The organism is Rhodococcus sp. MEB041 (assembly GCF_030208955.1).
GTDB lineage: Bacteria > Actinomycetota > Actinomycetes > Mycobacteriales > Mycobacteriaceae > Rhodococcoides.
In genome coordinates, this window is record NZ_JARVSZ010000001.1 from 238,069 (window position 1) to 261,220 (window position 23,152).

Genomic DNA, 23,152 nt, shown 5'->3' on the forward strand with positions numbered 1-23,152 from the left:
TGCAGCAGCCGCGATGAGTTCCGGGCCACCGCGGAGTCGGCACCTGTATGACCGAGACTCCCAGCACCATCACGAACATCGGCGTGGCCATGTTCACCGTCGCCGACCAGGACAAGGCCCTCGACTTCTACACACGTGTACTCGGATTCGAGGTACGCGGAGATACGCGCTTCGGTCCGAACCAGGAGTACCGCTGGCTGGAGGTGGCGCCGCCGGGGTCCACTGCGCGGTTGGCGCTGAACCCGCCGATGTACGACACGCCGGGCGGCTCGTCCATCGGTGTGGAGACGTCGGACGTCCGCGCGGAGCACGCTCGCCTGAGTGCCTTCGACGGGTTCGAGATGGAACCGCTCGGCGGCGACGACGATCCGGAGGTGCCGCCGATGTTCATGCTGAAGGATCCCGACGGCAACGTCATCACCGTCGTGCAGGCGTGATCCGTTCCCTCCCGGCTCAGCGCAGAGCGAGGGTCGGGAGGGACAAGCTCACCAGCATCAGCGCGAACAGCAGCCAGGCGGCGCCCTGCCAGACGGGCCACGTCCCGCCGTGGCGGTAGGAGCGGTAGCCGATCCACAGTGCGCCGATTCCACCGAGCAGTCAGACACCGGGTATGAGCGCAGCGATCGCGACGCTGGACGCGCCCGCTGCGAGGAACACGGCCACCGCGACGGCAGCGATGCCGATCACTGCCCCGTCGTACGTGGCCGCGTGCCGGATCGCGCGCGGATCGCGCCACCGCTTCTCGACGTCGCGTCTGCCCATCTCTCGCTTGTCGTCCATGTCGACGGCGTACCCGATTCGTGTGGTTTCAGCGCGAGTGCTCGCGGCCCGGCCACGCGCGCGTAGCCTCCGATCCACACGGAGTTTCCTTTCGAGGGGCACCGTTCGGTCCATGAGCCGTCGTGATCTCGTCATCGGTGCCGATCGTTCTCTGCGTGCCGGCACCACGCGTCGTTCGTTCCTCACGTGGACCGCACTGGTCGGTGCGCTCGCGATGACACCGGAACTGTCGAGCGCGACGGCGCACGCGCAGCCGCAACGCGGCACCCCGGCCGACTACCCGTTCCGCCTCGGCGTCGCGTCGGGCGATCCGCTTCCGGACTCGGTGGTGCTGTGGACTCGTCTCGCGGTCGACCCACTCGCTCCGGTCGGCGGTATGCGGCCGGGTGTGGTGCCGGTGCGGTGGGAGATCGCCGAGGACGAACGGTTCGGGCGGACGGTGAGCCAGGGCATCGAACTGGCATCCGATGCGGACGGCTGGTCGGTGCACGTGGACGTGCGGGGTCTGGCTCCGGCGCGAGAGTACTTCTACCGCTTCATGGTCGGTCCGCACGTGAGCACCGTCGGACGGACGAGGACGGCGCCCGCACCGGGATCACCCCTTGCGTCACTGTCGTTCGCGTGGGCGTCGTGCCAGAAGTGGGAGGACGGGTTCTACGGCGCCTATGCCGATCTCGCGGCGAGTGACCCGGACGTCGTGTTCTTCCTCGGCGACTACATCTACGAGTACGCGATCGAAGGTACAGGCGCCCGCGCGTCGCAGCCACGGCCCGAGTCCGCGGAACGAGAGACGCTGGCACTGAACGACTATCGCGATCGGTACGCGCTGTACAAGTCGGATCCCGACCTGGCGTCGGCGCACGCAGCGGCGCCGTGGATCACCACCTTCGACGATCACGAGGTGGACAACAACTGGGCCGGGGCGATCAGCCAGGATGCCGGCACCGCCGCTCCCGGCGATCCTGCGGGTGATCCGCGGTTGTTCCTCCTGCGCCGCGCCGATGCGTTCAAGGCGTGGTGGGAGAACACTCCCGTGCGGATGGCCCAGCGACCGACGGGACCGGATCTGACGGCGTACCGCCGCTTCAGTTTCGGTGACCTGGTGGACTTCTCGGTGCTCGACACCCGGCAGTACCGCAGCGATCAGGCCAACGGGGACGGCGAACACGCGCAGAACGCGGAGACCGCGGACCCGAGTCGCACCATCACCGGAGCGGCGCAGGAGAAATGGATCCTCGACGGCTTCGGGTCCGGCGCCACGTGGAAGTTCCTCGCGCACCAGACGGTGATCTCCGACCTCGCCCGCATCAGTGACGGCGAGCGGAAGGTCGGGATGGACCCGTGGAGTGGGTACGAGGCGTCACGGCACCGCATCCTCGACGGCGCCCGCGACCGGGGAATCACCCTCGCGTCCATCGTGGGCGACATCCACCGCACCATCGTGTCGGAACTGCGCCGCGACTATCAGGACGACTCCGCCCCGGTGGTCGGAGTCGAGATCGCGTCGACATCCATCGCGTCGGGCAAGGACGGTGCGGACGTCGACACGGCCGGTGCGGACATCGCGGCGGCGTCACCGCACGTCAAGTTCGGCAATGCCCGACGCGGTTACCTGCGTGCGACGCTGACGCCGACGGAGTGGCGCTCCGAGGTCCGGGTCCTGGACGCGATCTCGGTTCCCGGCGCGCCGGTCCGCACGGCAGCGACCGTGACGGTGCCGGAGGGTCGGCCGGAGATCGGCCTGGCCTAGCGGACGGCCGGGTACGCCTAGCCGCCCGCAGCGATGACGGCTGCGATGTTGCGCTCGGCGAGCGCGGTGATGGTGAGAGACGGGTTGGCCGCACCTGTGCTGCCGGGAACGAGAGCTCCGTCCATGACGTACAGGCCGGGGTGCCCCTTCACTCGTCCGTACGCATCGGTGACGTCGCCCAGGACCGCACCGCCGAGAGGGTGCGCGGTGAACGTGTCGTCGACGTCGCGAGTGAACGGCTCCGCGGAGACGACGGTGCGGCCGGCCTGTGCCATCCGGTTCTGCACCGCGCGCAGTGCCTCGACGGTGTCGCGGCTGCCGCCCTTGGGCCAGGTCAAGCTCATCCCGTCCGTCGCACGGTCGTAGCGGAAATCGGCCCGCAGCGGGTCGATGGTCATACCGAGCGATCCGAGGAAACCCATCTCGGTGGGAACACCGGGGACGTACCAGTTCTCGACGCTGAGAGGCAGGCCCGTGTCGTCGACTATGCGCGAGGCGCACGGCGCCCCCTGCGGTCCGCCGCCGATGGGGCCGAGCGAGCGGGTCATGAAGGCGTCGCCGTTGGTGCCCCATCCGCGTCCGACGAACTCGTTGAGCTCGGGGAGCGCGCCGGTGGCCTGCGCGCGGACCAGCAGTTCGGTGGTGCCGATGGATCCGGCGCCGAGGATCAGCGAGTCGCAGGTCAGCGTGCGCGTCTCGAGTGCGTTGCCCTCGGGATCGAGGCGCCGCACCTCCACGCGGTAGCGGCCGCCGCTCTCGATACCGATGGCGACGACCTCGTGGCTGTGACACACCACGGCGTTGCCCGTGGCCTCGGCCTGCGGGATGTAGTTCTGCGTCAGGTCGTGCTTCGCCCCGTTGGAGTTGCCGAACGTGCTGCAACCGACGGTGGCGGACGGCCGGGACCGACCCGACATCTCGTCACGCAGCACGTTCCAGTTCCAGCCTCCGTCGACGCGCTGCGGGTCGAAACCGGCGCGGCGGGCGTGGTCGTCCCACGTCCGCGAGTGGGCGAACCCGGGGGAGGCGTAGATGTCGTCGGGCATGGTCGACGGCCGGAGCACCGAGCGAGCCTTGGGGTACCACTGCGACGCCATCTCGTCGTAGTCCACGCGGCCACCGAACGAGAGATCGAAGAAGCGCTTGTCCGGGGCGATGCTGACGCCGGTGTAGACGACGGAGCCGCCGCCCACCGCGGCTGCACGCCACACCGACAGGTTCTCGTATCGCGTGGTGTCGAGGACGCCGTTGAACCAGTCGACGGGCCCGACAGGCATGCCGGTGAGGTTGGTGAACGAGCGCTGATGCCACAGGCCGCGCCCGTCGGCCGTCATGTCGGCGGTGAAGATGTCGCGGAACGGATCGCGCGGCCAGCGGAGTCCTCGTTCGAGCACGGTGACCGACGTACCGGCCTGCGCGAGCCGCAACGCCGCGGCGCTGGCTCCGAAGCCCGATCCGATGACGAGGGCGGGTGAGTGGTCCGGTGGACGCGGAGGGTCGGCGAACAGTTCGGGCAAGAGGTTCCGGATCGAGGGGACGCCGAGCGGGAGTGCGGACGCCGTCGACCGGGTGATCGCGGGCGGGACCGCGAGGCCCACCATTCCTGCTGCGGCCAGTTGCAGCAGTTGCCTGCGCTTCACGTGCACACCCACCATCGATCGAGAACAGTCGAACGGTCAGTGTCCCGTGAATGGTGCAGGTGATGGAACCACTCGACCGGATTGTATGACTGTTACCAATCTTCGTGCTGGTTTCTCGGGCGGGTCGGGGCGGAACAGGGCGGCTCCCGCGAGGGTTGTGCAGAGTATGCGTCTGTCCCTTCTCGATCGCTCCCGTACCCGCACCGATCGGTCTGCCGCCGCCGCGGTGTCGGACACGATCGAGCGTGCGCGGTGGGCCGAGGCGGCGGGTTACGAGCGGTTCTGGGTGGCCGAGCATCACGCCGTCCCCGGCATCGCGAGCGGCTCACCCGCGGTGCTGCTCGCCGCGATCGGCGCGGCGACGTCGCGGATTCGGCTGGGGTCGGGCGGCGTCATGCTGCCGAACCACTCGCCCATCGTCGTCGCCGAGCAGTTCGCGATGCTCGACGCGCTGTGTCCCGGCCGGGTCGACCTCGGTGTCGGCCGGTCGCTGGGGTTCACTCCGCCGATACGCAAGGTGCTGCGGGCGGACACCGAGGACGCCGAGCGCTTCGCCGACGACCTCGCGGATCTGCAGGACTTCCTGCTCGGCACCGGTCCGGTGACCGTGCAGCCCGCGCCCGAGCGACTGATCCCGATCCACGTTCTCGCGACGGGTCACGGGCTGGCGATCGCCGCGCAGCGCGGGCTCCCCGTCGTGGTGGGCGGTCCGATGCTGTCGGGGGACCTGGCTCCACTGGAGCCGTATCGACGCGAGTTCGTTCCCTCGGCCTTCGCGGCGCAGCCGTCCGTGACGGTGTCGCTCGACGTCCTGGTCGCCGACACCGACGCCGAGGCTCGCCGACTCGCCATGGCGGAGGCGGTGGCCATGGCGGAGTCCCGCCGTACCGGGGAGTTCCCACCGCTGCGGGCGGTCACCGAGATGCCCGACGGTCTCACTCCGCGAGCTCGGGAGTCGGCCCAGCGCTCCCTCGACGGCAGCGTGCACGGCAGTCCGGCGACGGTGCGCCGCCGGCTCGAGGACCTCGTCGACCGCACCGGTGCCGACGAGATCCTGTCCTCGGCATCGACGTTCGACCGCGACGCGTTGCGTGCGTCCGACGAGTCGTTGGCCGCACTGCTGCGCTGACGGGTCAGACCTGCAGGTCCACCCACACCAGTCTGTGATCGCTCGCCGACAGCAACTCGGCGCCCGGCTCGCCCGGCGCGGGCCAGAAGACCCCCGACCCGGTGACCGTCAGATCGGTGCTCGGCAGGACGTAGTCCACCCGCAGATCACCCGGCACCGGATCGGCGAAGTCCGCCGTGTCGGTGCCGGCGGTCGGCGAGGTGGGCGCCGGGTCCTGCAGCGCCGGGCTGTCGAGCAGTTGCGCGATGGCGCCCGGATAGGAGTCCCCGTCGACCGGATCGCTGTTCTGGTCCCCCAACACCACGAACGAGGAACCGTTCGGCAGGCCGCCGGCGAGTCCGGTGTCGTCGACGAGGTAATCGGCGCCGGCGATGTAGTCCGCGGTGAGCCGGATCTCGTCGTGATTGCGTCGGCCGTTGTGGTCCTCGGGCCCGTCGAAGGAGGGTGGCGTGGGGTGCGAGACGAGCAGGTGGATCACCCGCCCGTCGATGTCCACGGGCACGTCCCAGTGCGACTTGCTCGACAGGCGCAGGGCGTCCGAGTTCGCGCCGTAGTACTCGCGCGGGAGCAGGTTGTCGGGCATGTCGGCCCAGCGGAAGGTCTGGAACGTGCGGACCGCGGCGGCGTCGAGTGGGAACTTCGAGAGGACGACCATGCCGTACTGGCCGGGGAACTGCCCGAAGCCCCAGGCGTCGTTCGGTCCGTCGGACCGCCCGTCCCCGTCGAGGTCGAGCCCGGACGGCTCGCCGGTGTTGACGGGCGCCGTGTACGCGAACGGGTAGTCGATCGGTGCGTCGCCGACGGCGAGGTAGTTGTCGCGGAAGAGGTCGACGGCGCCGTCAGAGTAGTCGAACTCGTTGAGCAGCAGCATGTCCGGGGCGTTGCGCTGAACCACGTCGGCCACCGACCGGATCTGCGGATCCGTTCCGGACCGCAGGGCCGCGACCAGATCGCCGGCGGCGGGGCGGTTCATGCTGGCGTTGTACGTCGCGACGCGGACGGTGCGCGGGTCACCGGGCGGCTCGTCGGCGGCAGGCGCGCTGCAGGCGGTCAGGGTGTGGACGGACGCGGCGAGGACGGACGCGGCGAGAAGCACGCGGGTGAGTCGCATGGTGCGGGACGCTATCGCGCCGCCCTGACAGACGGGCGAACACGAGGGGGCGGGCAGGGGCGCGTCAGGCCACGCCGTCCAGCACCCGCTGCGCGTCCGGCGACACGTACGGGTAGGCGCAGAGGGCGAGCACGCCCCCGATCAGCAGCAGGGGCAGCAGCGGGACCATGCCGGTGGTGAGGGAGCCGTACGCGTCGGACACCGCGCCGACGAGGAGCGGTCCGACGGCGCCGCCCACGGTCGCGGCGATCTGCAGCAGTCCGTAACCCAGTCCGCGGTCGCGCGGGGCGAGCACGTCGGCGACGCACGAGGTGAGGGTGGGGATCGCCCAGGCGGTGAAGAAGCCGAACACGGTGAGCAGCACGGTGAAGGGCAGCCAGCTCTCGGAGGCCAACGCCCCCGCCATGGCCGCGGTGCCCAGCAGGATTCCGGTGCCGCCCACCAGGACGCGCCACTGCGACGGCGTCGAGAACAGGGTTCGCCGGGTGAGCAGGGATCCGACGAGCGTGCCGCCGACGATGCCGATCAGTGTCAGACCACCGCCCGCGGACGCGGCGGCCGCTTCGCCGAGGCCGAATCGGCGTTGCAACAGGCTGGGCACCCAGAACGTCAGGCCACCGACCGCGAGGCTCATGACGGTGAGCGCGCCGCCGGTGAACCACAGCGTCCGGATCGGTGCGACGCGGCGGAGTTGGACCGGCATCGGGTCGGTGGTGGCCTCCGGCGCAGGCGTGTCCGCGCTGCCCGCGGCCAGTCTGTCGGCGTACCCCCGTTCGGGCTCGCGCACGCGTGACATCAGGACGGCGACCACCACACCGGGAATCGCCATGACGAGGAAGGCGCCGCGCCACCCGAGCCACTCGGCGAGCACTCCGCCCAGCACGATGCCGGCGCCGCCGAGGTAGGCCGCGGTCCGCCACCACCCGAAGGCCGTCGGGCGGGTCGCGGGTGGGTGGAAGTCGGCGAGCATGCTGGCGCTGGCCGGGTTGTCGATGGCCTCGGCGGCGGCGAGGCCCATGCGCACCAGGTAGAAGACGGCGAAGGTGGGAGCGAGCGCGGAACCGACCGTCGCCAGGGCCCACAGGAACACGACGACGGTGATGATGCGGCCGCGGTCGTGGCGATCGGCGAGGTAGGCGGCGGGCATCGCGAGGAGGCCCGCGGCGACGGCGGCCGCGGTGGGGATGGAACCGGCCGCCGTGTCGCCGAACCCGAACTCCGCCTGCAGCTGCGGCAGCACGGCGGCGACCAGGCTGAACTCGATGCGGTCTACGAGGGAGACCAGCACCAGCACGATCGCGGGTCCCCACCCGTACGGGAGGGTGAGGGAGTCGCGCCGCGCCCCGATCGTGCGCCACCGCGGTGCCCGCGTCGCCGCCGCACCCCGCTCGGTCCGATTCTCGGTCTCCGTCACTGCCGCCCCCGTCCGACCGGCGCGCCTGCCGATTCGGGCGCAGCCTATTCCGGCGAAACGCCCGGGTGCCGTCGTCGGGAGAAGCTTGGGCGGACCCACCATCGGGCCCGCCCGGACCCTTGCTCCGTCACCCCCGTGCGCCTTCTGCGTATCCCTGGATGCGCGAAAGGCGCACGGGGGCGTCAGCCCACCGGCAGTTGCTGCACCGCCCACCTGTTGCCGTCCGGGTCGGCGAAGTACGTGAACAACCCCCAGCCCTCGTCCTTCACCGGGGTGGCCTCGACGCCGGCGGACAGCAGCATCTCGTACGCGGCCTGCGCGTCCTGCACGACGACGAGCATGCCCTCGACGGATCCGGGTGCGGCGGAGGTGATGTTCTTCCCGATCGCGATCGAGCACGCGGAACCGGGTGGGGTGAGCTGTACGTAGCGCACGTCCGGGAAGGGAGTGGCGTCGTGATCGGCGTGGAAGCCGATGCGCGTGTAGAACTCCTTCGCGCAGTCGACGTCGGTGACGGGCAGCATGACGAGCTGGATCTCCATGGTGAGCGGGTGCGTGGCGGTCATGGTCGGCCTCTCCTCGTGTCGGATGATGACCGAGATTCTGCTCCCGATCGAGGACGATCACGGTCCGCAATGCGCCGCCGATTCCGAGGAACAGTAGGTGTCATCTCCGGTCACAGGTACTGTGACCGGACATTCGTCGTCAGGAGGACTCACATGGTCAGCGTGCGCAACAAGGTCGTGCTCATCACCGGAGCGGGCCGCGGTATCGGCGAGGCGACGGCGCGGGCTCTCGCGGCCAAGGGCGCGAAGCTGGTGCTGACCGACGTGGACGAGGCGCCTCTGACGGCACTCGTGGCCGATCTGGGCGACGTCGCCGTGGGGGTGCGCGCCGACGTGCGGGATCTCGCGGACATGCAGGCCGCCGTGGACGCGGGAATCGCGCGATTCGGAGGCATCGACGTGGTCCTCGCGAACGCCGGCATCTCGAGCTACGGGTCGGTGCTCAACGTCGATCCGGAGACGTTCAAGCGCGTGATCGACATCAACACCACGGGCGTCTTCCACACCGTCCGCGCGGCGCTGCCCTCGCTCATCGAGCGCAAGGGATACGTGCTCGTCGTCTCGTCGCTCGCGGCCTTCACCGCGTGCCCCGGCCTCGCGTCGTACAACGCGAGCAAGGCGGGAGCCGAACACTTCGCCAACGCCCTGCGCCTCGAGGTGAAGTACCAGGGTGTGGACGTCGGCTCCGCCCACATGGCGTGGATCGACACTCCACTGGTGCAGGACGCCAAGTCCGACCTCACCGCGTTCCAGGATCTGCTGTCCGTGCTGCCCTGGCCGCTCGGCCGCACCCTGCCGGTCGAGGCGTGTGTCGATGCCTTCGTCCGCGCGGTGGAGCGGCGGTCACGCCGGGTCTACGTTCCCGGCATCGTGGGCGGCATCGGGTGGGTGCGCTCCGTGCTCACCACTCGGCTCGGTGAGGCCACGACGCTGCGCCACGTGCCGCGCATCCTGCCGAAGATGGACGCCGAGGTGAAGGCGCTGGGTCGCTCGGAGAGCGCGCGCAATCGTGCTGTGGTGGAGGGTCAGTCGACGCGGAGCGCGTGAGTCAGGCGGGCGCGCCCCGGCCCGAGATCCGACCAGTCGCCGGTGAACTCCAGCACCGCCAGCGCGGAGGTGGGGTAGCCCCGTCGGATCCACACCGCCGCGTCCGACTCCTGATCGTCGGCGAGTTCCAGTGCCGTGAAGGGGATTCCGGGTGCGTGGCCCACCACCAACACGCTGGCCGCCGAGTCGTCTGTCGCGGTGATCTCGCGGACGATGTCGTCGGGGGAGCCCCCGTAGACGGTGCCCTCGAAGCGCACCGGCGCGTCGACGGCCGTGCGCTCGAGAGTCTGGCGAGTACGCGTCGCCGTCGAGCAGATCACCGCGTCCACGGCGCCGACGTTCGCCCGGATCCAGTCGCCGGCCGCGGCGGCCTGGCGACGGCCCCGCTCGTCGAGCGGCCGGTCGTGGTCGTCCACCCCGTCCGGGTACGAGGACTTGCCGTGGCGCATCAGGATCAGGGTGCGGGTGTCGGACATCGCTCGATGCTAGTGCCCGACCGGGCGGCGAGCGATGCTGCTGCCCTCGGGCGTCCAGTCGATGTCGCCGCGCTCGCGAAAAGCGTTCAGCCACCCGATCATCGGCCAGTGTCCCCATCGACCGTGGAAGATGGCGGCGTTGGTCACGATGTCGTCGAGATGATCGATCGGCGGCGAGGACACGGGGTGCCACTGATGGTGCGCGTGCGCTCCGCCGACCCACAGCAGATCCAGACCCGATCGTTCCGCGACGCGGCCGACGTCGGTGTCCTCGCCGCCGTAGCCCGTGTAGTCCTCGCAGAACCCCCCGAGCGTGTGCCACGTCGCCGACGTGACCGCGAACGACAGCGACCAGAACAGATCCCAGTTCGTTCCGATCTCGACGTGCCCGGGCGCCGGATTCGGGCGCGCCGCATGGGGATTCGTCCATCCGTCGAGGTCGTCCGGGTACCCACCGGAGACCTCGGGCAGGTAGGTGACCGGCCCGCACAGCACGGCTCCGTCGCGCGCACGACGGACGTACCGGTCGATCATCTCGCGGCTCGGGATGCAGTCGACGTCCAGGAAGATCAGCAGATCGGCACCGGCCTCGAGGGCGAGGCGGGCACCCTCGTTGCGCGCCCGCGCCAGGGGGAGCGCGTCGCCGACGCGGGGAACGACGGCGGTGGCGTCCACGACCGTCGGGTCACCCATCGACACCACGACGTGCAGATCGGCTCGCCGTGTCGAGCGAGCGAGACCGCGGCGTTGCGCAGCGAGGTGCCCCGCGCGACCCGACACGATGGTCACCACGGCCACCGAAGTCATGTAAGCACCGACGTCATGTCCGCACCGACGTCACGCCCACACGTCCTCGATCGCCGCTGCCGCACGACGCGCTGCGCCGTCCACCTCGGTCCGTGCCCGGATGTCGCCGGTCAGCGCACCGGCACGGTTCAGGATCTCGGGCCACCGGTCCGGATCGGGCCACGACTCGAGCGAGATCGCCAGCCCCGCGGCCCCCAGCGCGCAAGTGGTCGCGAGTTGCTCACCGTGCGGGCGACTCTCGGCCACGATCACCGCGGGCGCACCCGATGCGGCCACGTCGGCCACCGCGTTCTGCCCGCCGTGCGTGACCACTACGCCGGCACCGGTCAGCAGCGGCCACACGTCGTCCACCCAGGGAGTGCCGGGCACGCCGACACCGCGCCAGGTGCGGGTCGGCGTGGCAGCACCCGCTCGGGCGAGGTGGTCCGGGGTGAGAGCTGAGCCCCCTGCGCCCGCGAGCACGACGACGGACGTCAGGTCGCGGTCGGTTCCGGCGCGGGCACGATCGGCGTGGGCACTGATCGAGCCGACGTACACGGTCCTGTCCTCGAACTCGCGCAACCACTCCGGCCGGTACACCGAGGCCGACCACGGAGCGACGATGCGGTCGGCGACGCGATAGGCCAGCTGATGGGGCGCATCGGTGCGCTCGCCCGGCATCGCGAACACGACCACCCGAACACCCATGAGTCGCACGAACATCGCAACCTCGACGGACACGTCCACGACGACGCATCGGGGGCGAAGCTCGTCCACGAACCGCGCGAGGGCGGCCATGCGGTCGGTCATCCCGGGGACCGAGGTGGGCGCCCAGTGGACGACCCCGTGAGCGGTGGGGTCGTCCGGATCGTCACCGCCGGCGGGTGTGTCCGGAGGAAGTGTGATCCAGCCCGCGAACGGGTCGATGTCCGACGGCCGGGGCCGCGAGGACAGCACCGTCACCGGCTCGGCGAGCGCCCGTGCGACGGACCGGGCGCGGGTCAGATGCCCCACGCCGTGGTGGTGGACGTAGTACCCGATCATGCAGGGACAGCGGCGGTTCGGCCCGACGTCGTCAGCAACTCGCGGTAGAGGTCGAGATAGCTGTCCACCATCGTCGCGTCCGAACAGATGCGCTCCGCGCGAGCGCGGGCGTGCGCACGGGGGAGGCGCGCAGCATCTCCGATGGCCCCGGCGAGAGCGTCGATGTCGTCGGCGGGCACCATCCGGCCGCACGTGTCGTCGAGGATCTCCGGGATGCCGCCGCGACGGAAGGCCGCGACCGGTGTGCCGCACGCGAGTGCTTCGGCGACCACGAGCCCGTACGGCTCGTCCCACTGCGGCGTCACCAGTGCGACGGCGGCTCCGCCGACCAGATCGGCGAGTTCCTTCTGCATCAGGTGGCCCTCGTAGGTGACGCCGTCGTCGAGGCGGGGCTCCACCGCCGTCCGGAAGTAGTCGTCGTCGGCTGCCGGTCCGGCGATGCGCAGGTGGTAACCGGCGCGCCGCGCGGCGTCGATGGCGAGATCGACCCCCTTCTCGGGAACCAACCGGCCCGTCCACACCGCGTACTCGCCCGCCCCGCCGCGATCGCCGGTGCCCTGGCCGAACGGCCACCGTTCGAGCGGGATCCCGTTGGGAACCACGGGGATCGGACCCGCGACGGGTAGCCACTGCTGCGCCGTGTACTCGCTCACCGCGGCGTACCCGGTGTTCGGATTGAGCGGCACCGCGGCCGCCGACTCCAGCCAGGCGAGCGGTGGCGTGTGCAGCGTCGTGAGCATGGGGACCGGCACCATCGAGGACATCGCGATGGGCAGGTAGTGGAGGCTGTGATTGTGGATCACGTCGAACGACTGTGCCAGGGGCCCGGCCAGTTCGAGCATGACCGACAGATAGGCGTGATGCTCGTGCACCACCCACGACGGTCCCATGTGTTCGGTCCGCGCGTGCGGACTCATCTGGAACGTGTGGACGTCGATGACGTCGTGCGCGACGTCGGTCGACGTGCCTTCGGCACCGAAGAGAGTGACGCGATGGCCGCGCTCGGTGAGGGCATGGGCGAGATGCCACACGTGTGCCTCGAGGCCACCCGCGAACGGTTGCGCGATGGGGAAGCGCGACGATCCGAGAAGGGCGATGCGCAGTGGACGTGCGGCGGCGGCGACCGTCATACGAGCACGGCTCCGTCCGCGCGGCCCGAGGCGACGGGAGCGGACAGGGCACGGTAGAGCGCGGCGTGCTCGGCGGCGATCGCGCTCTGCTGATGGCGTCGGTAGTCGGCGAAGTCCGGGCCGGTCGGCTCGGTGCGCAGCGCCTCGCCCACCGCGGCATCGAGCGACGCGGGATCGAAGAGGCCGGGTCCGAACACGAAGGTGGGGCACGGGAACTGATCGGCGAAGTGGCCGATGTCCGGGACGACGGGGACGACGCCGAGGTCGCGGCACGCCTCCATCCAGCCAGAGTGCGTACCGAAGCGGTACGGAAGCACGGACACGTCGATCTCGGACAGGTACTGCCACAGCTCCGCGTCGGTGAACCGACGATGCACCCGCACGTCGACGTCCGGGTGATCACGGAAGGCCAGCAATCGCTCGCCGCGCTCCGGTGCGTACCAGTGGCTCGTGTGGTCGAACACGTCGTCGTCGATGTCGAGACGCACCACGGCGTCGCGTGCCGACGCGGCCGCCACGACGGTCGCCATGACCGCCTCGGGATCGAGGTTCGCGCGCAACGACTTGGCGTGCACGGCGACGACTGCGCGCTCGTGCGCCGTGGTGTCGCGTGCGGTGATGACGTCGAGCGGTGCGACGTGCGGATGCGGGATCACCATTGCCGAGCGGCCCCACAGACGTTCGATCTCCCGAGCGGCGCGGTCGGTCAGCGTGATGACGGCGGCCGCGGCGGGGACGAGGACGTCGAGCTGGGACCGGTGCATGTCGAGCTCGGCGAAGTGTGGATTGTGCAGGTCGTGCACCGTGAGAACCAGGGGGGTCGACGACTCGCGCAGCACGGAGACGACGTCGGCGAGACGGTCCGGTGTGGCGGCGTCGAAGCCGAAGTGCAGGTGCACCACGTCGATGTCGTCGATGTGCGCGCGGAGATAGTCGGGCTCGAGCAGGCGCGGCGGCCACCACTGCCCGGGCGTGGTCGCCTCGAGGGGCCGGGGATCGTCGAGCAGAAGAATGTCGTCGCCCGTGGCGACGACAGCGGCGACGTACGGGTGCGCAGCAGGGATGGATGCGACGGCGATCACGGCTCGGGTCATCCTCTCGGGGGCAGACGCGCGCGCCCGAGGGGTGGGCAGGGCGGCACGGGTGTACGAACAGGGATCGGGCCGCCTTCTGGACCACGACACAAGAGGAATGCCCCGGGGGGCTCGTCCACAAACGCGGTGTCGTGCAGGTCTCTCACCGCTTCGCCTGCGCGCTGTCCGGGTAACCCGACGTCATGCCTCACTCTGCGTCGACCGAGCCGGACGGCCGGACGCGTCACTACGGCGAGTTCTACGGTCTCGACCCGGTGCCCGACGATCCACCGCTGTGGATCGTGCTCGGGAACTGCCAGGCCGAGGCCGTGCGAGTGATGCTCGACGAGGTGCCGGACGCGCCGTTCCGGACCGTGCGCATGCCGCCGGTGCACGAACTCGACTCGGCCGACGTGCGGCACCTCGCCGAGCTGGCCGGCCGGGCCTCGGTGTTGCTGGCGCAGCCGGTTCGCGACGACTACCGCGACCTGCCGATCGGGACGAACCAGGTGGCGTCGATGCTGCCGGAGCACGCCCGGGTCGTGCGGTGGCCGGTCTTCCGGTACAGCGGGCTGTACCCGTTCCAGGTGATCGTGCGGCACCCGAGCGACCCGTCGGCGTCTCCCGCCGGCGCTCCGTACCACGATCTGCGCACGGTGCTCGTGGCCGCAGGCAGGGTGGCATCCGAGGAGTGGCGCGCCGCTCCCGTCGCCCCTGACGCGCTGCGCGCGAACGCCGAGGTGAGCATCGCCGAACTCGCACGACGCGAGCGCCGGGACTGCGACGTCGCGATCTCGGACGTCCTGACCGCCCATGGAGCGGACGCCGCACACACGATCAACCACCCCGGCAATCCGGTGCTGCTCGAGCTGGCCACGCGCATCCTGTCGGCAGCCGGTGTCGACGCTGCGGCGGCGGATCCCGGCCGCGTACTGCTCGATTCTGTGCACACGCTGCTGGAGTCCGCTGTCATCGACGCGCTCGACCTCGGCGCCGCGCCCCGGCCGGACTGGGTGATCGGCGGCTCCGTCGTCGATGCCGAGGACATTCACCGTCGCCAACTGCAGTGGTACGCCGAGCATCCCGCGTTCGTGGACGCCGCGCTCACCCGACACGCGGACACGCTCTCGCTGCTGCTACCGGAGGTCGACTCGTGACGTCGGTCGCGCATCTCGTCATCGGTCCCGAGCGACACGGGGTGGTGCAGTTCGCGCTCCGCATCCGCGACGGCATCACCGACGCCGGTCTCGAGTCGACGCTCCTGCGTCACGAGTCCGCGAGTGACGTCACGTCGATTCCGGACGTCGACGTCGTGCACCTGCACGTGACGGACCGGTTGTTCGGGTCACCGGCGACGGCTGCGGCCGGGGTGGTCGAGGACCTGGCGCGGCGCATCCACGCATCGGGTTCCGCTTTCGTGGTGACGCTGCACGATCTGCCGCAGCCGTCCGACGGTCGATCCGCGTCCGCGCGCGTCGAGTGCTACCGACGGGTGGTCGCGTGCGCGGACACCGTGATCGTCAGCAGCGAGCACGAACGAGACCTGTCGCGCGAGGCCGGTATCGGTACCCCGTCCGTCGTGATCCCGCTTCCCGTCGCGACGGGGGCCGGCATCCGCACGGACAGCGGCGAGGTGACCGTCGGCGTCCTCGGGTTCCTGTACCCGGGCAAGGGACACGCCGAGGTGCTGGACGCGCTGCCCCCGGGCGCGCACCTGCTGGCACTGGGAACGCCGTCGCCGGGACACGATCATCTGGTCGACGAGCTGACCGAGTCCGCAGCGGCACACGGCACCACCGTGCGTGTCACCGGCTACATCGACGACGCCGACCTTCCGGTCGAACTCGGCCGCGTCACCGTTCCCGTGGCGCATCATCGGCACATGTCCGCCTCCGGGTCGATCAACACCTGGATCGAGCACGGCCGTCGACCGCTGGTGGTGGCCGGCGCGTACACCCGTGAGTTCGCCCGGCGCTCGCCCGGCACCGTGACCCTGTACGAGGAGGACCGACTCGCCGAGGCGCTCGCCGACGCGGCGGGTGACCCCGAGTCGACGTGGCTGGAGGACGGGGTCGTCGCGCACCCCACGCGCGCGGAGGTCGGCGCCGCGCACGTGCGGGTGTACGCGAGGTCGGCCGTGGTGCACGCGTGATCACCACCGCCGTCCCCACCCCGCTCGGCCACGCGGTGCCCGGCAACAGGTGGGACCTGCTGCGCGACATCGATGCTCCGCGCCCGTCGGTCAGCGTCGTCGTGCCCTATTTCGAACAGCAACGGTCTCTGGATCTGGTTCTCGCGGCGCTCGAGCAGCAGACGTACCGCGCGTTCGAGGTGATCGTCGCGGACGACGGCTCGGCCACGGCGCCGCTCGTCCGCAGTGCACTCGACGTCACGGTGGTCTCGCAGGAGGACCGTGGCTTCCGCGCCGCCGCGGCGCGCAATCTCGGGGCGCGTGCCGCGTCCGGTGACGTGCTCTGTTTCCTCGACGCCGACACGGTTCCCGAGCCCGGGTACCTCCAGGCGCTCGTGCGTCTGCCGTCGCTGGTTCCCGATGCACTCACGGTCGGTCGACGGCGACACGCGGACCTGTCCGCGCTGGGCCGACTTCCGGGGCCGGACGACGGAATCCTCGACGAGCCGCGCTGGTTGATCGACGCGTACCGCGGTTCGCGCGATCTGCTCGATGCCGATCATCGCTCCTATCGCCACGTCATCAGCGCGGTGATGTGCTGCACCGCAGCATTCTTCGAGGAGATCGGCGGCTTCGACGAGTCGTTCGGCGGATACGGCGGAGAGGACTGGGAGCTGGCCAATCGCGCCTACCTCGCCGGCGCCCTGATCGCGCACGTGCCGGACGCCGTCGCCTGGCACGACGGTCCCGACTGGGCGGGCCGACCCGGTGAGCAACGCACCGAGCAGAAGAACGCTGAGGCTCTGTCCCTGCTTCCACTCGTCACCGACCCCGCTGCGCGCACCCACGGCGTCCGGTACGCCGTTCCCGACCTCACGGCCGTCGTGCACGCCGACGGACACAGTGCCGCATCGCTGTTGGTGACGGTGGGATCGGTGCTCGCGCAGGGGGACGTCACCGTGTGGGTGGACGGAACAGACGCCGCGGATCTCGTCGCGTCGTGGCGGACCGACGACCCGCGAATCCGCCTCGGTGTCCCCGGCGGCGACGACGTACGGCGCAGCCGCTTCGGGCTCGACCTCGTCGGTCCGGTCGTCCTGGCCCCGGATGCAGCGCGGACGCTGGCGGCGTCGACGCCTCCGCAAGGCCCCGGTCTGGTGCGGTCGACCGTGCCCGGCGGCAGTGTGGAGTGGTGGTCGTGGCGCGCCGTGCGCCGGGCCCGCCGGTGGGCCGACGCACTGGATCGCACCCCGCAGCAGGCCCTCGCCGACCTGTTCGGCATCACGGACGTACCGGCCGACGAGGTCGGCATCGCCGCGGGTCCGCATCAGCCGGACCTGTCGTGGTGAGACCCCCGAACCATTCGAGTCACAGGACACCGGAGGCATCATGACCACCGAGCACGACATCGTCATCATCGGCGGGGGCAACGCGGGCATCAGCGCCGCCGCCCGTTTCCTGAACAAGGGCGTCTCCGACGTGGTGGTCATCGAACCGCAGGAGGTGCACACCTATCGGCCGCTGCTGTCCTACGTCGGCGGCGGGCAGGCGTCCCTCGCGTCCGCGCAGCGCTCCCAGCGCTCGGTGACACCGAAAGGCTGTACCTGGATCCAGGAGCGTGTCGTCTCGGTGGACACCGTGACGCGGACGGTGCGCACCGAGTCGGGCACGGAGGTGCGCTACCGCGACCTCGTCGTGGGATCCGGTCTCGTGCCCGATCACGACGCACTGCCCGGAATCGACGCGGCGCTCGCGTCGTCGTCGGTGGCGAGCAACTACCTCGACGAGGCGACGCGTACCTGGCACCTCGTGCAGACGATGCGTCCCGACGGGCACGCCGTCTTCACGGTTCCTCGTGCGCCGGTGAGCTGCACCGCCACCACCATCAAGCCGCTGTTCCTCGCCGCCGCGCACTGGCGGAAGGTGGGTGCCGCGCCGTCTATGACGCTGGTGGTCGACCGCCCGGATCTCGTGGGAGTGCCGGCGCTCGACGCCCGGCTGCGGAAGTACCTGCGGGAGCTGGATGTCCGAGTGCTTCACCGCACCGCCGTGACGGCGCTCGCGCCGGGCGAGCGATCGATCACGGTGACCGGCGCGGACGGTCGCACCGAGCGGATCGGCTACGACATGCTGCATCTGGTGCCGCCCTACCGCGGACCGCGGTGGGTCGAGGAGACCGGCCTGGCGAGCGCTGATCCCGGCACGCACGCAGTGGTGGACGTGGATCCGCGGACCTTCCGGCACCGCACACACGAGGGCGTGTGGGCCGTGGGCGACGGCGCGTCCATCGACACCGACCCCTCGGGCGGCGGACTACGCCGCCAGGTGTCGATCCTCGTCGACAACGTGCTGGCGCAACGATCGAACGAGGCGCTGGGGGAGTACGACGGCTACACCGTGGCGCCGATCCCGGTGGACGCGCGGCGTCTCATCGCGGCCGAGTTCGATCGCACCGGCGAGATCACGTCGTCGTTGCCGTCGTTCCTGGACCCGCTGAAGCCCCGTCGGCTCTCGTGGGCGGGCGACCGGTTCGGCCTGCCGTTCACGTACTGGCACCTGTTGCTGAAGGGCCATCTCTGAGTCAGCTCGTCGGGCGCAGCATTCCGGTGAGGAACAGTTGCGTCGCAGCATCGACGATCTCGTCGGGGGTCGCACCGATGTGGTCCTGCAACCGGGCGGAGACGAGTTCGGAGCAGGCGCCGATGAACATCAGCGCCATGAGCCGGTCCTGCGGCGGCGGGAGTGCGCGGTCGGCCCAGAGTTCGTGCGAGCGTTCGACGACCACGTCCGCGACGGCGTCGATGGTCGCCTGACGTCGAGCTCGCAGGGTCGGTGACGCCATCGACTCGACGAACGCGATCCGGCCCTTGCGGGGGTCGGACAGCATGATCGACACCACGGCGCTCAGAGCGGCCCGCACGCGGTCGGCGACGTCTCCGTCCGTGGACGAGACGGCATGGATCGCAGCGCTTCTCACCTCGTCGGCAACGCTGTCGAGCACGGCGAGCAGCAGGTCCGACTTGGTGCGGAAGCTCTCGTAGAAATACCGCTCGGTGAGCCCGGCGGCCGCGCAGACCGCGGTCATCGTGGTCTTGTCGGTGCCCACCGAGGACATGAGGTCCAGGCCCGCCTCGATCAGTGCGGCCCGGCGGCGGACGGCGCGGTCCGCCGCGTCCACTCCGCCGTAGGTCCTGCTCGCGGGTTCCGCCATGCCGTCAGTCTCGCAGGTCTTGACGAGCGCCTCTCCTGTGACGCACACTACATCTGACAGGACGCCCTGTCAGATACTCAGGAGGCCCCATGGCTCACGCGCTCGCCGCCCCACCGCTCGGCTCCGATCTCCGTCCCGTCATGGGCAGCGCGGGCATCCCCTACGTCGGCCGTTCGATGCAGTACATCCGGGACCCCCTCGCCCTGTGGCGGCAGCAGGAGCGGCGCTACGGGCAGGTCTCGTGGCACACGATGGCGGGCCGGCGCGTGGTGCTGGTGCTCGGCGCCGACGGGTGCGAGGAGATCCTGACCAACCGGGACAAGGCGTTCAGCAACGCACTCGGCTGGCGGCCGCTCATCGGGCCGTTCTTCGACAACGGGCTCATGCTCATGGACCTCGGCGAGCACCGCCACCACCGGCGGCTGCTGCAGCAGGCGTTCACCAAGGACCGTCTCGCGTCCTACGCCGCGGCGATGGAACCGCTGATTGCCCGCACCGTGCAGGAGTGGGACTCGTCGGAGCACTTCGAGATCTATCCCGCCGTGAAGTCGTTGACGCTCGGCCTCGCGACCGAGGTGTTCATGGGCGGGGTGCGCGACGGTGACACCCGGCTGGACGCCGTCAACAAGGCCTTCGTCGACTGTGTTCAGGCGGCGACGTCCATCGTCCGGCTCGACGTGCCCGGTGGTCGGTGGCGCCGGGGTCTGAAGGGTCGACGCTTCCTCGAAGACTTCCTGCGGGACTATCTTCCGGATCGGCGGCGCGGCGACGGCCGAGATCTGTTCTCGGTGCTCGCCCACCTCGAGGACGACGACGGCGAGCGCTTCTCCGACGACGCGATCATCGACCACATGATCTTCCTGCTGATGGCAGCGCACGACACGTCGACCATCACCATCTCCACGATGGTCGATCAGCTCGGCCGACACCCGCAGTGGCAGGAGGAATGTCGCCGGCAGTCGCTGGCTGCGGGCCCCGATGTCTCCGCACCCGAGGCGCGGGCGGGTCTGACGGCACTCGACGCGGTGATGAAGGAATCGCTGCGCATGCTCGCTCCGCTGCCCACCATGGCGCGATGGACGGTGCGGGACACGGTGATCCGCGGCCATCACGTGCCTGCCGACGTGATGGTGGTGGCCACGCCGCATTACACGCATCACGATCCCACCTACTGGTCAGATCCCGAGGTCTTCGACCCCACCCGCTTCGACGGTCGCGCGCTGCCGCACAAGTTCGCGTGGCAACCGTTCGGCGGCGGGGTCCACACGTGCCTGGGTCAGTTCTTCTCGGCCATCGAGATCACGATGGTGCTGCACCACCTCCTGCGCCACCACACGTGGTCGGTGCCGGCCGATCGTGCGACACCGATCGACTTCACCTCCTTGCCGTATCCCAAGGACGGGCAGCCCGTGCGGCTGCAGCGCCGCAGCTGACGGTGCCGAGGCCCTGTGTCGCCGCGGCGATGCTGTGTACGAGCAGCACCATGCCCCACGGCCCGGCCACCCAGACGGGCCAGGGGTACAGCATCGATCCCGAGGCGACGCAGGTGATCACGTAGATCACGCTGCACAGCGCGACCACCGACGCCCACCGCAGCCACGCGGCCGCGGGCACGGTCGTCGGATGTCCGGGTGTGGACGGCGCTGGATGCAGATCGGCGGTGACGGCGGCCAGGTCTGCATCGGAGCGAGCCGAGACCACGGCCGCGGAGCGGGTGTCGAACTCGTCCAGGGTCAGGCGCCCGTCTCCCACCGCGGCGGTGAGGAGTGCGAGTGCCTGCTCGTGTGTCTGCGGTGCGGTCATCGAACGCTCGATTCGTCGGGGTGGTCGAGATCGGGGTGGTCGAGATCGGGGGTCGACAGTCCACTGTGGAATGTCCGATCTCAGACTGCACCGTCCACTGTGGACTGTCAAGGTGTGGGACGATGACGCCATGGCCGACACTCGTGGCACCACCGTCAACGCGACGGCGGCCTCTCTGCTGGGATTCCTGCACAACGGGCCCATGTCCGGATGGGACCTCGTTGCCACGGCGCAGGTCTGCATCGGCGGCTTCTGGACGGTCACGCGGTCCCAGGTCTACCGCGAACTCTCCGGCCTCGCCCGCGCCGGACTGGTGGAGGAACTCGAGACGCAGGCGCGTGATCGCAAGCCGTACCGCATCACCGACGCGGGGCGAGCCGAGTTCGCCGCCTGGATCTCGGTGCTCCCCGAGCCGGAGGTCATTCGTCATCCGCTGCTGCTGATGATCTCCTTCGGCGAGCACGTGCCGGCGTCCGTGCTGAGCGAGGCGGTGGCGGCGCACCGGAGCACGCACGAGGAGAACCTGCGCCGGTATCGCGAGCAGAAGGACGCCGCGCTCGACGATCCCTACGCCGCGGCCACCCTCGATTTCGGCATCGCCTACGAGACGATGGTGCTGAGCTGGCTCGACGGCCTGCCCTGGCAGTAGGCGACCGGCCTCCGGGGTTTCTGCTCTCCTCGCGCCGCCCGCGAGCGGGATCCCGCCGATTCAGTCGGCGAGAGGAGCAGAAACGCCACTCGCGCCGGCGCGCGCCACCACGCACGCGATCGTGCGCACCGTGTCGTCCACCATGAACCACACCGTCACCGCCGGTGCACCGTCCACGTCGTGCCGACGCCAGCGGAGCGTGACGTGGTCCGGCGCCATGATCGGCGAGAGGTACTCGATGACCGCGCGGTGCGGTCCGCCGGTGATCTCGCCGGACTCCGCGCGGGCGAGCACCTCCTCGACGGCCTGCCAGTAGGCGGCGTTGTTCACGTGGTTGAACGCGTCGACGTCGGTGATGCGCAGCGGGAACGCGAGATCTGTCAGTGAGGACTCCGGGGCCGGATCGCGGAGCCACTGCTTCCACTTGAGTCTGGTCTCGCCCGCCGTGCGGGTGAGCAGCGCGAGCCCCTCGTCGGAGATGCGCGTCGGCATGCCCGTCGTCGACGAGATGCTGATCCAGAATCCCTCGGTGCGGATGTGCGCGCCCTTGTCGCCGGTGATGTCGACGCGCATGTTCGACCATCGCGTCGACAGACCGGAACACCAGCGCCGCAACGTGATCCGCTCGGGCCAGACCGACGGTCGGTCGATGTCCATGATCGTGCGGCGCACGATCCAGAACGGATCCGTCTCCCCGAGTCCGGAGGCGTCGAGGTTGTCCGACCCGATGTCCTGCAGGTACCGGGCGACGGAGTCGTAGCGCAGCCGGTTCGCGGTGTCGACGTCGCCGGCGCGGATGGGCCACGCGGTCTCGAACCCCTCGCCCGTCGGCGGCTGTGGTGCGAGTTCGTGGCTGGTGACGGGGGAGAGGTCCATGGTGCTCATTTCCGACGTGATGGTCAGGACGTGCGGGCGCAGATCTCGTCGACGGCGTAGCGGTACCCGCGGACGCCGCACCCGGCGATCACCGACACGGCGATCCCCGAGACGAAGCTGTGGTGTCGGAACTCCTCGCGGGCGTGCACGTTCGAGATGTGGATCTCGACGACGGGGATCTCGGGCACGACCAGAGCATCGCGCAGAACGACCGACGTGTGGGTCAGACCGCCCGGGTTGATGACGATTCCCGACGCCGTCCCGCGCGCCTCGTGAATCCAGTCGATCAACGTGCCCTCGTGGTTGGACTGCTCGGCACGAATCGTGCGTCCGTGGCGTTCCGCGGTCTCGCGGCACAGCGCGACCACGTCGTCGAGCGTCTCGGTGCCGTAGACCTCGGGTTGGCGGGTTCCGAGCATGTTCAGGTTCGGACCGTTGAGCACCAGGATGGGCAGCGGGGAGGCCGGAGGCCGGCCGTCGTCAGGCAGCGTGTCGTGGTGGGCGTGACCGTGGGTCATGGGTGCGGACTCTACCCG

24 protein-coding genes are annotated in these 23,152 nt (G+C 70.3%); 10 read left to right on the top strand and 14 right to left on the bottom strand.

Annotation, left to right across the window (positions count from 1 at the left end; all coding sequences use genetic code 11):
• The first annotated feature begins 47 nt into the window (after positions 1 to 47).
• The gene (locus QRN16_RS01290; protein ID WP_285184357.1) at positions 48 to 437 is read left to right on the top strand and encodes a VOC family protein; all 390 of its coding nucleotides are present in this window, start codon (positions 48 to 50) and stop codon (positions 435 to 437) included.
• Between the two features lie 160 nt (positions 438 to 597).
• On the opposite strand, the gene QRN16_RS01295 is transcribed toward QRN16_RS01290, so the two are convergent.
• A complete protein-coding gene (locus QRN16_RS01295; protein ID WP_285184358.1) occupies positions 598 to 780 on the bottom strand; it encodes a hypothetical protein in 183 nt (60 codons plus the stop codon).
• Positions 781 to 892: 112 nt separating this feature from the next.
• On the opposite strand from QRN16_RS01295, the gene QRN16_RS01300 reads away from it, so the two are divergent.
• Positions 893 to 2,530, top strand: coding sequence for an alkaline phosphatase D family protein (locus QRN16_RS01300; protein ID WP_285184359.1), 1,638 nt, complete (start codon positions 893 to 895; stop codon positions 2,528 to 2,530).
• A gap of 17 nt (positions 2,531 to 2,547) precedes the next feature.
• On the opposite strand, the gene QRN16_RS01305 is transcribed toward QRN16_RS01300, so the two are convergent.
• Positions 2,548 to 4,170 carry a GMC oxidoreductase gene (locus tag QRN16_RS01305; protein WP_502943968.1) on the bottom strand — a complete coding sequence of 541 codons (1,623 nt, stop codon included), beginning with the start codon at positions 4,168 to 4,170 and terminating at the stop codon, positions 2,548 to 2,550.
• 166 nt (positions 4,171 to 4,336) lie between these two features.
• Here QRN16_RS01305 and QRN16_RS01310 point away from each other — a divergent pair, with 166 nt between their 5' ends.
• On the top strand, positions 4,337 to 5,299 hold the full coding sequence (locus QRN16_RS01310) for an MsnO8 family LLM class oxidoreductase (RefSeq protein WP_285184360.1): 963 nt from the start codon (positions 4,337 to 4,339) through the stop codon (positions 5,297 to 5,299).
• 4 nt (positions 5,300 to 5,303) lie between these two features.
• On the opposite strand, the gene QRN16_RS01315 is transcribed toward QRN16_RS01310, so the two are convergent.
• The 3 genes from QRN16_RS01315 to QRN16_RS01325 form a co-directional block, all read right to left on the bottom strand.
• On the bottom strand, positions 5,304 to 6,410 hold the full coding sequence (locus QRN16_RS01315) for an endonuclease/exonuclease/phosphatase family protein (RefSeq protein WP_285184361.1): 1,107 nt from the start codon (positions 6,408 to 6,410) through the stop codon (positions 5,304 to 5,306).
• A 64-nt stretch (positions 6,411 to 6,474) separates the two neighbouring features.
• A complete protein-coding gene (locus QRN16_RS01320) occupies positions 6,475 to 7,824 on the bottom strand; it encodes an MFS transporter (protein ID WP_027504582.1) in 1,350 nt (449 codons plus the stop codon).
• A gap of 182 nt (positions 7,825 to 8,006) precedes the next feature.
• On the bottom strand, positions 8,007 to 8,390 hold the full coding sequence (locus QRN16_RS01325) for a VOC family protein (RefSeq protein WP_285184362.1): 384 nt from the start codon (positions 8,388 to 8,390) through the stop codon (positions 8,007 to 8,009).
• Between the two features lie 153 nt (positions 8,391 to 8,543).
• On the opposite strand from QRN16_RS01325, the gene QRN16_RS01330 reads away from it, so the two are divergent.
• Positions 8,544 to 9,437, top strand: a complete 894-nt coding sequence (locus tag QRN16_RS01330) for an SDR family oxidoreductase (protein WP_027504584.1) — start codon at positions 8,544 to 8,546, stop codon at positions 9,435 to 9,437.
• On the opposite strand, the gene QRN16_RS01335 is transcribed toward QRN16_RS01330, so the two are convergent.
• From QRN16_RS01335 to QRN16_RS01355, 5 genes are read right to left on the bottom strand one after another with little or no spacing between them, the layout of a single operon-like run.
• Complete coding sequence (locus QRN16_RS01335) at positions 9,416 to 9,913, bottom strand: SixA phosphatase family protein (protein ID WP_027504585.1); 498 nt, start codon at positions 9,911 to 9,913, stop codon at positions 9,416 to 9,418. The genes QRN16_RS01330 and QRN16_RS01335 overlap by 22 nt on opposite strands.
• Positions 9,914 to 9,922: 9 nt before the next feature.
• Complete coding sequence (locus tag QRN16_RS01340; protein WP_285184363.1) at positions 9,923 to 10,720, bottom strand: glycosyltransferase family 2 protein; 798 nt, start codon at positions 10,718 to 10,720, stop codon at positions 9,923 to 9,925.
• 30 nt (positions 10,721 to 10,750) lie between these two features.
• Positions 10,751 to 11,743, bottom strand: a complete 993-nt coding sequence (locus QRN16_RS01345) for a glycosyltransferase (RefSeq protein WP_285184364.1) — start codon at positions 11,741 to 11,743, stop codon at positions 10,751 to 10,753.
• Positions 11,740 to 12,873, bottom strand: a complete 1,134-nt coding sequence (locus QRN16_RS01350; protein WP_285184365.1) for a glycosyltransferase — start codon at positions 12,871 to 12,873, stop codon at positions 11,740 to 11,742. Before QRN16_RS01350 ends, QRN16_RS01345 begins: the two co-directional genes overlap by 4 nt.
• Complete coding sequence (locus QRN16_RS01355; protein ID WP_231476217.1) at positions 12,870 to 13,955, bottom strand: hypothetical protein; 1,086 nt, start codon at positions 13,953 to 13,955, stop codon at positions 12,870 to 12,872. The genes QRN16_RS01350 and QRN16_RS01355 overlap by 4 nt, the downstream gene beginning before the upstream one ends.
• 194 nt (positions 13,956 to 14,149) lie before the next feature.
• Here QRN16_RS01355 and QRN16_RS01360 point away from each other — a divergent pair, with 194 nt between their 5' ends.
• From QRN16_RS01360 to QRN16_RS01375, 4 genes are read left to right on the top strand one after another with little or no spacing between them, the layout of a single operon-like run.
• Complete coding sequence (locus QRN16_RS01360) at positions 14,150 to 15,103, top strand: WcbI family polysaccharide biosynthesis putative acetyltransferase (protein ID WP_285184367.1); 954 nt, start codon at positions 14,150 to 14,152, stop codon at positions 15,101 to 15,103.
• Complete coding sequence (locus QRN16_RS01365) at positions 15,100 to 16,098, top strand: glycosyltransferase (protein ID WP_285184368.1); 999 nt, start codon at positions 15,100 to 15,102, stop codon at positions 16,096 to 16,098. Before QRN16_RS01360 ends, QRN16_RS01365 begins: the two co-directional genes overlap by 4 nt.
• On the top strand, positions 16,095 to 17,426 hold the full coding sequence (locus QRN16_RS01370) for a glycosyltransferase family 2 protein (protein ID WP_285184369.1): 1,332 nt from the start codon (positions 16,095 to 16,097) through the stop codon (positions 17,424 to 17,426). The genes QRN16_RS01365 and QRN16_RS01370 overlap by 4 nt, the downstream gene beginning before the upstream one ends.
• A gap of 40 nt (positions 17,427 to 17,466) precedes the next feature.
• Positions 17,467 to 18,657, top strand: a complete 1,191-nt coding sequence (locus QRN16_RS01375; protein ID WP_285184370.1) for an NAD(P)/FAD-dependent oxidoreductase — start codon at positions 17,467 to 17,469, stop codon at positions 18,655 to 18,657.
• A gap of 1 nt (position 18,658) precedes the next feature.
• Here the strand turns inward: QRN16_RS01375 and QRN16_RS01380 are convergent, their stop codons facing one another.
• The gene (locus QRN16_RS01380; protein ID WP_027504593.1) at positions 18,659 to 19,288 is read right to left on the bottom strand and encodes a TetR/AcrR family transcriptional regulator; all 630 of its coding nucleotides are present in this window, start codon (positions 19,286 to 19,288) and stop codon (positions 18,659 to 18,661) included.
• 89 nt (positions 19,289 to 19,377) lie between these two features.
• Between QRN16_RS01380 and QRN16_RS01385 the strand changes: the two genes are divergently transcribed.
• Entirely contained in the window at positions 19,378 to 20,721 is a 1,344-nt protein-coding gene (locus QRN16_RS01385; RefSeq protein ID WP_222631775.1) for a cytochrome P450, read from the top strand.
• On the opposite strand, the gene QRN16_RS01390 is transcribed toward QRN16_RS01385, so the two are convergent.
• On the bottom strand, positions 20,663 to 21,091 hold the full coding sequence (locus QRN16_RS01390) for a DUF1707 SHOCT-like domain-containing protein (RefSeq protein WP_056441748.1): 429 nt from the start codon (positions 21,089 to 21,091) through the stop codon (positions 20,663 to 20,665). The two genes, QRN16_RS01385 and QRN16_RS01390, sit on opposite strands and share 59 nt — an antisense overlap.
• A 130-nt stretch (positions 21,092 to 21,221) precedes the next feature.
• Between QRN16_RS01390 and QRN16_RS01395 the strand changes: the two genes are divergently transcribed.
• Positions 21,222 to 21,740 carry a PadR family transcriptional regulator gene (locus tag QRN16_RS01395; RefSeq protein WP_156380457.1) on the top strand — a complete coding sequence of 173 codons (519 nt, stop codon included), beginning with the start codon at positions 21,222 to 21,224 and terminating at the stop codon, positions 21,738 to 21,740.
• Between the two features lie 60 nt (positions 21,741 to 21,800).
• Here QRN16_RS01395 and QRN16_RS01400 read toward each other — a convergent pair whose 3' ends face one another.
• Positions 21,801 to 22,625, bottom strand: a complete 825-nt coding sequence (locus QRN16_RS01400; protein WP_502943969.1) for an acyl-[acyl-carrier-protein] thioesterase — start codon at positions 22,623 to 22,625, stop codon at positions 21,801 to 21,803.
• Positions 22,626 to 22,639: 14 nt separating this feature from the next.
• Positions 22,640 to 23,134 (bottom strand): type II 3-dehydroquinate dehydratase, encoded by a 495-nt coding sequence (gene aroQ, locus QRN16_RS01405; protein WP_285184371.1) that lies wholly within the window; start codon positions 23,132 to 23,134, stop codon positions 22,640 to 22,642.
• Positions 23,135 to 23,152 lie beyond the last annotated feature (18 nt).